A 12806-nucleotide genomic window follows, 5' to 3' on the forward strand; every position below is an offset into this window, starting at 1 on the left:
GATGAAAACAAAACATTTTATACTCGCTATCATCGTTCTCTTTACGGTGTGTGGCGCACAGGCAGCAGAGCTGTCGGGCAGAGACATCATGCAGAAAGTGAAGAACCGCGCGGATGGCGACACGCGCTATGCCGCCATCGAGATGACACTCATTCAGAAGAGCGGACACAAGCGCATTCGAAAGCTAGAATCGTGGGCAATGGACGTGGGAAGAGACACGAAAAAAATCATGTTTTTTACCTACCCGGGAGATGTGAAAGGTACGGGTTTCCTCACGTGGGATTACGATCATGCGAGCCATGTGGACGACAAATGGCTCTATCTGCCTGCGATGAAAAAAACACGCCGCATCAGCGGGAAGTCGTCTAAGACCGATTATTTCATGGGGAGCGACTTCACTTACGACGATATGAGTACACGCAGCGTGGACGAGGAGACACACACCTTCGTGCGTGAGGAGATGGTGGGCGAGCATAAATGTTGGTTGGTGGAATCCACTCCCAAAGGCAAGGATGAGATTTACTCACGTCGCCTGACGTGGATAAGGCAAGACTGTCTGATGGCGGTCAAGGCCGAGTATTACGATAAGCTCAACAAGCTCCACCGCCGTCTCACCATCTCCGGCATAGAAAAGGTGCAGGGCTTTTGGAGTATGCATCACATGCAGATGGAAAACGTGCAGACCGGACACAAGACCATCATCAAAATGAGTGGACAGAAGTTTAACGTGAAAATATCGCCCAATCTCTTCACGGTGGCGAAACTCGAAAAAGGACTTTGATATGAAAACATTGCGATTATGTTTGCTTATACCCTTGCTCGTGCCGATGGGAGCGGTGCAGGCAAGGGAACAAGCCGACACCCTTTTGGTGAACGAGACGGTCACGGAAAAAAACAGTATTTTTTCGAATATCTTTGAAGAAGAAGAGGACAATACTCTGCAAACACGGGTGAAAGGCTTCTTGGACACCTATCATGCTCTCCGCACGAGCGGAGGCCACTGGATGGCTTCGAGAACTCGGGCGCGAGGAGAACTGATGCTCGAAAAAGGAGCGTCATCCTTCTTCGTTTCACTCAATGCCACCCACAACGGTATTTTGAAAGAGCGCACGGGTATTGAACTTCGAGAGGCCTATCTCTCCTACGCAAAGAGCAACTGGGACATGCGTGTGGGAAGACAGATCGTGGTGTGGGGAGTGGCAGATGCACTGCGCCTGACCGACTGCATCTCGCCGTTCGATTACACCGAGTTTCTCGCACAAGACTACGACGACATTCGTATGCCGGTCAATGCCTTGCGCGCAAAATATGCTTTAAAGGCACTAACCTTCGAGGCGGTATGCACACCGGTGGCTGACTTTTTTGTCCTGCCCACCGACGCGCGCAATCCGTGGGCGATGCGTCTGCCCGTGACACCCTCGGATTACACCTTCGATCTAGAAAGCAGGAAACCCGAGAAACGATTGAAAAATATCGAATATGGCGGTCGGATAACGGCCAATCTCAGAGGCGCAGACTTCTCGGTGAGTGCGCTCAGAACGTGGAACAAGATACCTGCGCTCGCTTTGTCGCTCTCGCCCGATGGGAGGCGGCTTTCGGGCACAGGAATATATCGCCGTATGACGATGCTTGGGGCAGACTGCTCGCTGCCCATCGGTCAGTTTGTGTTGCGTGCAGAGACCGCGGCTTATCTAAGAGAGACGCAGAGTGCAAATTGGGGCAGTGAAGTGGCCAGGCGAGATGTCGTCCATACCCTTTTGGGCATGGACTGGTATCCGGGAAACGATTGGAACATCAGTGCGCAATACAGCCATAAATACGTATCGGGCAATCTCGCCATGCTAAATATCTATCGCAACACCGGACTTGCCACGGCGAGAATAACCAAAGATCTCTTGCGCAGCACCCTGAAACTCTCCACCTTTGCCTATATTGACGTGGCTGACGGCGACATCTTCAATCGTTTTTCTGCCACATACAACCTTAATGATCAAATCGAACTCACCGCAGGCTACGACTACTTCCATTCCCAAAGAGGTATGTTTGCCATGTACAGCCAAAATTCCGAAATATGGGTGAAGATGAAGTATAGTTTTTAAAAAGACAAAAAACAACCAGTTATAGAAACCATCACAAGCCCTCTCAATACAGCCAAACCAAGTCACACATCTACCTAATAATCAAATTCAACATTTGGATGGATGTATGTTTTTCCACAGTCTCTTATGTTTGATACTCTCGCAGACAACCTCCAAAAACCTTCTAAGTAAAACTTATCCCGATCTCAAAGGAAGTCTTTCCCAACACTCAATCTATGGTGGTGCGCCGTCCGATTCGGCTCGACGGCGGACAGCGGACGGCATCGAAAAGAGGGTAAAGCACGTTCACGGGGGAACGAATATTCATCATTTCCGCAAAAGAGATGACGACACGGCCAACCGCATTTTTCACCCTGAGAAAAGCAAAAACAGCCTAAAAGCAATATTTACATTACAATTAGGACATTTAATTTGTCGGAATGAAAATAAATCTTTATTTTTACCCCCGAAATTCCCTTATTAACTAATTTCAAAACTATGAAACGAGATTTTTACCGTCTTTTTCTGACGGCAGCCTTGGCGCTGTCGGGGTGGGCAACGACTGTGGCACAAAACACGGAAGTTGCCGTAAACAAAAGTTCCGGGTCGTGGACTGCCACCAACCCGGCAGGAACATGGGCGCGAACGTGGACATCCACACAAGACTCCCCCACCGTCACACTCTCTTGCACAAGCAATAACATGGATTACTACGACGGAGAAAACATCCGGGTCTTCACCGGCAATGCCTCCGCCAACTTTGCAAGCACCTATACCCTCTCTGTCAGCGTAGGGTATGAAATCGTAGGCTACAAATTCGACTTCACCTCCGACCAAGATGGAAAAACCATCGTTGTGACCCCATCCGGCAAAGCCTCCGTAAGCAATTCCAGCAGCACAACGCCGGCCAACATCAGTGTGACCGATATACACCAGACTTCGATCACGTTCAACGTCAAAGAGGAGCAACAGAAAGTCCATGGCTTTGCTCGTACCCAAAATTTCGTGGTCACCGTGGCCAAAAACGATGCACAACTCAACAAGTATCTATTCATCACCAACCCGGGCGAAATTCCCTACCGCATTCCGGCCATGGCCTGCACCCCATCGGGAAAGCTCTTGGCATTTAGCGACTATCGGCCCTGTCGCAGCGACATCGGCTATGGCGAAGTAGACATACAGCTCCGCATCTCATCCGATAATGGCAAGACATGGGGCAAGGCCGCGACCATCGCCGACGGCACGGGCAACGTAAACGCCTTAGACTGCGGATTTGGCGACGCTGCCGTTGTGGCCGATCGCGAAAGCGAACAAGTGTTGATGCTCTGCGTGGCCGGAAAAACGCCCTATGGTCAAGCCAACTATTTCGAGGGACGTCCCAACCCGATGGTGCGCTTCGTCAGCGAAGACGGCGGACAAAACTGGGGCACCTACACCGATCTCACCGAACAGGTGTACAGCATGTTCAAAACTGCTCCCGGCGTGGGTATCAAAAGCCTCTTTGTCGGTTCGGGCAAACTCTGTCAAAGCACCACCATCAAGAAAGGCACTCACTATCGTATTTACGCACCCCTCTGCGCTCGCGACGGCGGCAACCGAGTGATCTTCTCCGACGACTTCGGCCTGACGTGGAAAGCCCTCGGCGGTGTCGAAGCACGCCCCGTTCCCGCCGGCGACGAACCCAAATGCGAAGAGTTGCCCGACGGACGCATTTTGATTTCGAGCCGCGCAAACGGCGGACGCCTCTTCAACATCTTCACCTACTCCGATGAAACAACCGGCGCAGGCACTTGGAGCAATGCCGTCATGTCGGGTGCGAGCAACAACGGCACCGTGGCACAAAGCAATGCTTGTAACGGCGAAATCATGATTCTTCCCGTCAAGCGCAACGCCGACCAAAAACAAATGTACCTCGCACTCCAAAGCGTGCCTTTCGGCCCCGGACGCACCAACGTGGGCATCCATTTCAAAGCCCTCGAAAGCATTGCCGACTACATCACGCCGACCGCTTTTGCCGCAAACTGGACGGGTCACAAACAAATCTCCCAACTCAGCTCGGCATACAGCACGATGATACTCCAAAAAGACAACAAAATTGCCTTCTTCTATGAAGAAAGCACTTTCGGAGCCGACTACACCAACGTCTATCAGGCCTTCACCCTCGAAGAAATCACCGACGATGCCTTCTCCTACGACCCCACTGTGCCCAAACCCAACGACGACGATCAAGCCATCTCTGCCGCCGATCTCCAACGCGCAGAACGTCTACTCTCCTTCAAAGGTCTTGGCTACCCCGCTGCCGACGCCCCTTCGCGTACACAGCTGATCGAGATCATCAACTCACCGGCCACTCATACCAAGGCACAACTCATGACTGCCATCGAAAATCTCCTCGGAGAAACAAAGATCGAAATGCCTCAAAACGGTACGAGCTACACCTTCACTTTTGTCGGCAAAGACAAACAATACTATCTGATCTACACGGGTAGCGATATCGCTCTCGGCGAACGCAATGCCGACGACATTCCCGCACAAGGACGCTTCACGGCACACACCACTGCCGACGGCCGATTTTTCTTTACCACTGCCGACGGAAAACACCTTTGCAACCATTCCAAGCGCGCAGGCGTAACATGGTTGGAGAATGAAAGCACCACCGGATTTACGGACACTTTCGACCCCGCCATGTCTCCCCTCACGCTCGAAAAAGCCCCTCTCGGCACCAACATGACAAACGGCACGCTCGAAGACCTCTACGGACACTTCGTCATACGCTCCATGCGCGGCATCAACAAAAACACCTCCGCAGCAGAAGACGGCTATTGGATCGTCAATACCGAAAACCTTGACTACGACGGTGCCGGAACTCCCTATTGGAAAGACAATTTCTCTTCCGTCATCCGTTTGGAACAAGCAAAACTCTCGCTCGGCGAACTCATCACCTCTCTCGACAAAATCGAGAACAATAAAGCCTATGTTCTCCACAATCCTCACTTCAACGCTTATGCCATAAAAAAAGAAGGAGAAAATAACGTTTGGGTAGCCGAAATGCAAGGCGATTCCGATCACCCTCTCAATAATCCCGAATTTGCCAAGCCTCTCGACATTCTATCTCCTTTGAGCAGCTGGCAAATCATCAAGACCGACAACGGCGATTTCTATCTCTACAACATCGGTGCGAAACAGTTTGCCCAAACACCCGACAACATCAGCGCCTGCACTTTCACCGACGAACAAACTCCCATCCACGTCGTTCAACGTTCTTTGGGTTTTGCTTTCAACACCGGTTCCAATGCCCTAACCTACTTCTGCGCCGCCCCTCAGCTTGCTCAGTCTCCCATTGCCGTTTGGGCAGCCGACGATGCCGGCTCGAAATGGGTACTCTATGAAAATCCCAATATCGCTGCCGATGCAGAAGTGTTGAAAAACATCACCGCCCTCCCTCAATCAGTTCCTACTCCCACGCTCGCTCCAAAGGGTATCTATAATTTGGCCGGACGCTTACTGCCGGAAGTTGATCCCACCCGCCTGCCACAAGGCATCTACATCATCAACGGTCGCAAACGCGTGGTGAAATAATCTTTCGGCCGTGTCGGCAGCTCCTTTTACACGCCGACCGCCTCTCTTTGTACAACGCGAAAGCAGCTTCACGCCGCTTTCGCGTTGTCGTCTTCGGAACATCATCGGAAAAGATGACTTTTCTTTGCATTACTCCGAACTATTTGCGCATAAAGCCCAAAAACATCGCAAAATTTGGCATTCCCCTCCTTTTATCGTATTTTTGCAGACACTTGTCGTGCGCGCCATTTTCAGAAAGCCCACGCCTCACCTCCTATCCACACAACAACACAAAAGCCCCATGGCAGACAACGAATACCTCCGATCATTCACCAAGCAAAAATACGAAGCCGGCTTCATCACCGACATAGACACCGAAATCATCGAAGCCGGCCTCAACGAGGACATCATTCGGCAAATCAGTGCCAAAAAAGACGAACCGGAATGGTTGCTCGAATTTCGCCTCACCGCCTTCCGACACTGGAAAACGCTTCAACAACCCGATTGGGCACACGTGCGCCTGCCCGAAATCGACTATCAGGCCATTTCCTATTATGCCGATCCCACGAAAAAGAAAAACGAAAAAAAAGAGATTGATCCCGAACTGCTCAAAACATTCGACAAACTTGGCATACCGCTCGAAGAACGCATGGCATTAGCCGGCGTTGCCGTTGATGCCGTGATGGACTCCGTCAGCGTCAAGACTACCTTCAAAGAGCGGCTGCAAGAAAAAGGGGTAATTTTCAGCAGCTTTTCCGAAGCCGTCAGAGAAAACCCCGAACTTGTCCGCAAATATCTCGGTACCGTCGTGCCCTATCGCGACAACTACTTCGCCGCCCTCAACTCGGCCGTCTTTTCCGACGGATCTTTCGTGTTCATCCCAAAAGGCGTGCGTTGCCCCATGGAACTGTCCACCTATTTTCGCATCAATGCACGCAACACCGGGCAGTTTGAGCGCACGCTCATCGTGTGCGACGAGGGCGGATACGTATCCTATCTCGAAGGCTGCACCGCACCCATGCGCGACGAAAACCAACTCCACGCCGCCATCGTCGAAATCATCGTCAATGCCGACGCCGAAGTGAAATATTCCACCGTTCAAAACTGGTATCCCGGCGACGCCGACGGCAACGGCGGCGTGCTCAACCTCGTCACCAAACGCGGACACCTGCGCGGCAAAAACGCCCGGCTGTCGTGGACGCAAGTCGAAACCGGATCGGCCGTCACATGGAAATATCCCTCCTGTATTTTATCGGGCGAAGGCTCGCAGGCAGAGTTTTACAGCGTAGCCGTGACCAACAACCACCAAGAGGCCGACACCGGCACAAAAATGATACACCTCGCTCCCAACACTCGCTCGACCATCATCTCCAAAGGCATCTCCGCCGGAAATAGCCAAAACTCCTATCGCGGACTGGTGCGCATGGCCAAAAAGGCGAAAGGCGCGCGCAACTACTCCTCGTGCGACTCCCTGCTGCTCAGCTCCGTTTCCGGCGCGCACACCTTCCCCTACATCGACGTGGACAACAACGACGCCATTGTCGAACACGAGGCCACGACGTCGAAAATCTCCGAAGACCAACTGCTCTACTGCCAACAACGCGGCATTCCCGTGGAAGACGCCGTGAACCTCATCGTCGGCGGATACGCCCGCGAGGTCATCAACAAACTACCGATGGAATTTGCCGTCGAAGCGCAAAAATTGCTCTCCGTTTCGCTCGAAGGCAGCGTGGGATAATTGCGACGCGGGATAAAGACGGCATGGAACAATCGGCAGTTCGGCGGCAAAACACCGCACGACGCCACGCCGCTCTTCCAAAGAAAGCCCACACGCCGCTCCCCCCCCCTCTTTCTCAACCCAAAGCTCATCGGGTCGGACTCCGCAACAAGTCCGACCCGATGAGTTTTTTGTGCTCTCGCTTCCTACATTGCTCCATGACCGCCAACTCCACTTTTTCCCAATAGAATGATAAACCCAAAGAAGAACCAAAAGAAAAAGCGGAAAAACGAGAAAGAAGAAATAAGAAGGACAAAAGAGAAATTTTGAGCACATGGCTGTTCGGAATGAAATGAAAAGAAGAAAGACCGCTCTCCTCCCGACGGGGACGGATGCGGTCTTTTTTCAAATGGTTTGGCGCGCTCAGCGGAGGCAGTGTTTAGGCAGTTTGGCGAACAATGCGCCGGCCGACACTCCAAAGAGCTTCGCCGCAGAGTGTCGAACTATTCGGCGTCGAACCATGAGTTTCCGTTAAATTCTTGCGTAGCAAAGTCATCAGACGAGATGATCTTTTCGCTCTCGATCTCGCTTTCTCTCATGGGCATAGAGGTAATGGAGGAAGCGATGAGCCCTTCTGCGAGAACTTCAACATTTACAAGTGTGGGGGCAATATATGTTTTCTTCATTTTGAACGATCTTAAAAGATTATTGTTGTACGATTTTCTGACCATTTTTGATATAGACTCCGCCTTTCACGGTCTTCGTCACGCGGCGTCCGCTGAGATCGAATATGGGGGCGTCTTGCGTTGTGGTGTCTACCGTTTCAATGGCGGTGACATTGTCCTCGCCGAAGTTGAGCGAGAAGGCAGAAACACCTTGGGCAGTGGTAGTGCGCAACACCGCACGGAAAGGACGGAAAGGAATATCGGCATTTGTCTTGGCGAAGTAGGCTTCGCTTCCACTCACTTTGAGGCCGTAGTCCCCTTCTGCCGTTTTGTTTGTCGTAGCAGAAGCCGCTACCGAACCGATCAGCATATTGCCGCTGATATCGGCCGCTCCTTGTACATTTGTGGCAGAAACGGTAAGCGTTGCATTTGTATCGGGAGTGCCTTTCAACACAATCGCTACTTCACTATTCTCGTTACCAATCACACCGTCCAAAGAGGTTAGCGTGGCTGTTCCGCTACCGGTTTGCGTCACCTTATAGGCCTTAGTCCCGGAAGAAACGGTCATCTTCACCGTTGCCGGTATCACAAAGGAGGCTACTCCTGCGCTGCCGAGAGGAACTTGAATTTCGGTAACTTCTTCCAACTGCAAGCGATTGGCATCATCTCCATCGCGCCAATTTGTGGAGCCGTCCACAAAGGCACTGTTGTCCCTGATCCAAAGTCCTTGCGAATCATAGGTTTCCGCCTCACCCACCAAAATATTATAATATTTCTTATTAGCAGGAGCAACGCGGAAATGAACATTTTTGGGTTCTTGACCATGAGGAAGCACATAAGCCTTATATCCGTCGTTACCGGGCTTAGCTATTACTCCGATACCCTTACCCGATTGCACACCGGTCAGTGTAGTACCATTGTAGTAGAAAAGCGTAGAAGCATCCGCACTCGTAACTGTGGAAAGGCGATCTTTATTAACCCCTTCGGCTGTGACGGGATTCATGCTCACATACTTCACTCCTCCTTTGGACTTGATGCGCAGGAATTGTCCTTGACGTGGAAGATTGAGTTTATATACCTCTCCATTAAGTATAGCTTTAACGCCTGTTTCTATCATAGCAACATCGGCATTGGGGGATTTTGCATTATCGTAAGCTTGATTGCTTATTTGGCTAAACTGTTGAAGACTGCTCCCCACAGAAGAAGCATACAAAGCCTCAGCCTCCGACAAACGAGCTTTGGCTGCATTTTTGATGTCGGTTTCCGTACTGTTCACCACTTCCACTTTCCATGTTGAAGCCCCTATACTTTGAGCATTCCAACGCACAATGGCATAGCCTATGCTGCTTGCCATATGCAAACAGGCCGTTTCTTTACCGGAAACATCCTGACACTCAAAAGCTACTTGCTCGTTGTTACCTGCAACAGTCTTCAAGGCATAGTTAGCGGCTGTGTTATCTGCAAGAATTGCTTTATTGAATTCTGTCTGAGTTTGCACTTTACGGCCGGAGGCTGCATGCGTGAGTTGCAGGGATGCCTTATTGGCTTTAAGGACAAAGACATGCGAAGCGGTGGTTTCGGTTGTTTCAACCCCCATGAGCTTTCCATACAAATCCACCGCCATACGACGAGTGGGATAAAGCGGACAAGTCAGCACTATCTTTTTCCCATTGGCATTTGCATAAAGTCGTTCCATCTCAGCCACGATGGTTTGAACCGCCCGATTACCTTCGGTTTCATTTTCAGCAGGGTTCAAACCATTGATCGTACTGATAGCACTTGATATATTATCTTCTCCGTAAATTGCTTTAATGGAGGCATTGCCTTTCCATTCATTCAAAAGAGCCAATGCTGTTGATTTTTCATAATTAAATTCAGCCAAAGGGTTGAATATCTCGGGAGTAAAAACAAAGACACTACCATAATCTGTTTTAGCATTGCCATTCACCCAATAGCTGACTTTTTCTCTATAATCGTGGAGGTATCCATTATTGGTAGTGGTAGAGCGGATCACCCAAGCATCTTGACAACGTCCTCTGTCGTATCCCATTTCGAGACGGAATGTTTTGGCCATGGCCGCTTCGACAGGAAGAACATCTTCATTGGTTGCCACGTTCGCAGAGCCTAAGGCTTTTGTATTGCCTGCGGCACGATTGTAGATTTTGAACCCATCTCTTGTACCCACAAACTGAAAAAGAGAAGGAGCACCGGGTAAATCCGAAAAATTCATTTTGTTGGCTTCTCTGTCGTAAGCCACTTTCTTGCCGCGCAGAGTTACGGAATACCATTTTTCGGTAGCATTGTAATTCGTCACAAATTCAGGGGCTGTAAGCGCCATTGCCTCGCAAATCTGCCAAGAAGAATTGGCGTCGTTTGCATCCCATGTTCCAATCACTTTATTGTGTCCAAAACCACCATGAGGGTTCCAGCAAGGTGCTCTGTTTTCATACGCCGTGCGACCTCCTGCAATAATGTCTACAATTTTTGCATTATTGCCATTGTTATTATTCACAATCAACCAAGTATTATTGGCATCATCCGCATTGAGGACTAATTCCGTTACACTTCGGACATTCGCATTTTGTTTCCATTTGACAAATTTACTTTTCGTCACATTGTAGATTTTGTACTGATTGGCAGTTGCCGTGGAGAAGATACGAAATACATCGCGCGTGCCATCATTCATCACTTTCAGCTCCGTATCGGTAGAAGACACAAAGTAATCGGGATGATTATTGCTGCGAAAAACAACGTCTTTGGAATTATCGGTGGTCGCAACAGTCGCAGTTTGCGGCCATGCCTTTTCGGCGACCGGAACGGCTCGATAGCCCGTATCGGTGGACTGAGCCGATACCCCTCCGATAGCGAAGACGGAAAGGAGAAGAGTAAAAAGCTTTTTCATAAAAGGATTGTTTTGAATAAAATGATTAGGATTAAGAAATAGATTTTATAATAATAAGTACAGTGTGCTGATTAACAAAAAAGTCCGTTGTTATAGGGAAAGGATAAGGTTTTAGTCGAAAAAACGGCAAAGATTTAGCAGTTATTTATTATGTTCGGACGCGCAAATGTAAAAACTTTTTTCAACATAACAAGAATTAAGCATTAAAAAAATGCTTTAATGATATATTTTCCGTTCAGAAACAAGCATAAGTACACGAATGACAAATATTTGAAACCACTTTGCAAAAATCGCGACCGCTGCGCAAAAATCGCGTAGCCACACCGCCGAACAAGATAAAAATAAGTTCGGGCATGCAACTCGTTGCTCGAAACAAACTACTCGTTACTTAGAATTTTCTACTCGTTACTTAGAATTTTCTACTCGTTATGTAGGATTTCCTATTCGTTGCTTAGATTTTTTCACTCGTTGTTCGGAAATTTGCCCCTTTGAGAGGGCTGCGGCGGCAATTCTTGTCTATGACTTTGATTTTCGGTGATAAAACAGTAACTTTGCAATCTCATTTCCGCGCCCGACGCGGGCTTTTCTCGTGAGAAAAGTTTGCTTTCCGTCGCGTTTTCCGTTTTCATCTTCAAAACCGCCCCATGTCCTGCATTCTCCACATAGAGACCTCCACAGCCGTTTGTTCCGTTGCCGTGAGCGAGGATTCGCAAGTGATCTTCGAACAAGAAAATCTCATCGGCCCCAACCACGCCACCGTGCTTGCCCCTTTTGTCGACGAAGCCCTGAGTTTCATTGAGAGCCACGCCATTCCGCTCGATGCGGTGGCCGTGTCAAGCGGGCCGGGCAGCTACACGGGTTTGCGCATCGGCGTTTCGACGGCCAAGGGTGTGGCCTACGGTCGGAGCGTGCCCCTCATCGCCGTGCCCACGCTGAAACTGCTCACCGTGCCCACACTGCTCTATCGCGACGACCTGCCCGACGACGCCCTGCTCTGCCCCATGCTCGACGCCCGACGCATGGAGGTGTATGCCGCCGTGTACGACCGCGCGCTCACCCCCCTGCGCGACGTGCAGCCCGACATCGTCGACGCCGACACCTATCGGGAGTGGCTCGACAAGAGCGTGGTGTATTTCATGGGCAACGGAGCGGAGAAATGTAAAAGCGTCATCGGCCACCCCAACGCCCGATTTATCGACAACGTCCACCCGCTGGCCAAACACATGGCACCGCTCGCCGAAAAGGCCTATGCACGGGGCGAATTTGCAGACACGGCCTATTTCGAGCCTTTCTATCTGAAAGAATTTCAGACCACCACGCCAAAAAAAATCTTCTGATGGCAGACCACAACACGCCCTCCTCTCCCCTGCTCCACAAGGCCTACGGCCGATGGGTGCAAAACATGGTGCAACAGGCACTCGACATTGAAGACCGCGACGAGCGAACGACGTTTGCACACCGCATCGTCGAGGTGATGAAATCCGTGAGCGGACAGACGCGCCCCTCGCAGGAGGTGTGGGTGAAGCTCTGGAACCATTTGGCACAGATGTCCGGCCACCGGCTCGACATCGACTATCCCTGCGCCATCGAGCCGCACGCCGAAGACCAACGACCGCCGCGCCTGCCCTATCCGTCGCACCCCATACGCCTGCGTCACTACGGCGCGCTCTTGGAACGGCTGACGAGCGAAACCGCTGCCAGCGACGACGCCACACACCGCGCCGCCATGCTCCGCGCCGTGGTCACACGCATGAAGCGCAACCTGAGCGAACTGCGCGGCGGAGCCACCGACGTGCGAAGAGCGGCCAACGACATAGAGATGCTCACCGACGCCAAAATCACCGCCGAAGAAGTGCTCGCCGCCCTCGGCAAAACATCAGCTTAAC

At 50.8% G+C, this 12806-nt stretch carries 9 protein-coding genes; 7 read left to right on the top strand and 2 right to left on the bottom strand.

The window, feature by feature from the left end; all coding sequences use genetic code 11:
• Position 1 precedes the first annotated feature (1 nt).
• The 5 genes from EII14_RS02895 (at position 2) to EII14_RS02915 (ending at position 7601) form a co-directional block, all read left to right on the top strand.
• Entirely contained in the window at positions 2 to 781 is a 780-nt protein-coding gene (locus EII14_RS02895) for an outer membrane lipoprotein-sorting protein (RefSeq protein ID WP_124931067.1), read from the top strand.
• 1 nt (position 782) lies between these two features.
• Positions 783 to 2099 carry a DUF1302 family protein gene (locus EII14_RS02900; RefSeq protein ID WP_124931068.1) on the top strand — a complete coding sequence of 439 codons (1317 nt, stop codon included), beginning with the start codon at positions 783 to 785 and terminating at the stop codon, positions 2097 to 2099.
• Between the two features lie 477 nt (positions 2100 to 2576).
• Positions 2577 to 5657 (top strand): sialidase family protein, encoded by a 3081-nt coding sequence (locus EII14_RS02905; RefSeq protein WP_124931069.1) that lies wholly within the window; start codon positions 2577 to 2579, stop codon positions 5655 to 5657.
• Between the two features lie 280 nt (positions 5658 to 5937).
• Positions 5938 to 7374, top strand: coding sequence for a Fe-S cluster assembly protein SufB (sufB, locus tag EII14_RS02910; RefSeq protein WP_124931070.1), 1437 nt, complete (start codon positions 5938 to 5940; stop codon positions 7372 to 7374).
• 23 nt (positions 7375 to 7397) lie between these two features.
• The gene (locus EII14_RS02915; protein ID WP_124931071.1) at positions 7398 to 7601 is read left to right on the top strand and encodes a hypothetical protein; all 204 of its coding nucleotides are present in this window, start codon (positions 7398 to 7400) and stop codon (positions 7599 to 7601) included.
• A gap of 255 nt (positions 7602 to 7856) precedes the next feature.
• On the opposite strand, the gene EII14_RS02920 is transcribed toward EII14_RS02915, so the two are convergent.
• Positions 7857 to 8039 carry a hypothetical protein gene (locus EII14_RS02920; protein ID WP_124931072.1) on the bottom strand — a complete coding sequence of 61 codons (183 nt, stop codon included), beginning with the start codon at positions 8037 to 8039 and terminating at the stop codon, positions 7857 to 7859.
• Positions 8040 to 8058: 19 nt separating this feature from the next.
• On the bottom strand, positions 8059 to 10920 hold the full coding sequence (locus tag EII14_RS02925) for a hypothetical protein (RefSeq protein WP_124931073.1): 2862 nt from the start codon (positions 10918 to 10920) through the stop codon (positions 8059 to 8061).
• Positions 10921 to 11564: 644 nt separating this feature from the next.
• Here EII14_RS02925 and tsaB point away from each other — a divergent pair.
• Both tsaB and EII14_RS02935 read left to right on the top strand, forming a co-directional pair.
• Positions 11565 to 12257 carry a tRNA (adenosine(37)-N6)-threonylcarbamoyltransferase complex dimerization subunit type 1 TsaB gene (tsaB, locus tag EII14_RS02930; protein ID WP_124931074.1) on the top strand — a complete coding sequence of 231 codons (693 nt, stop codon included), beginning with the start codon at positions 11565 to 11567 and terminating at the stop codon, positions 12255 to 12257.
• Positions 12257 to 12805: a DUF4290 domain-containing protein gene (locus tag EII14_RS02935; protein WP_124931075.1), complete on the top strand. Its 549-nt coding sequence runs from the start codon at positions 12257 to 12259 to the stop codon at positions 12803 to 12805. Before tsaB ends, EII14_RS02935 begins: the two co-directional genes overlap by 1 nt.
• The last annotated feature ends 1 nt before the right edge of the window (position 12806 follow it).

The organism is Alloprevotella sp. OH1205_COT-284 (genome assembly GCF_003859795.1).
GTDB lineage: Bacteria > Bacteroidota > Bacteroidia > Bacteroidales > Bacteroidaceae > Alloprevotella.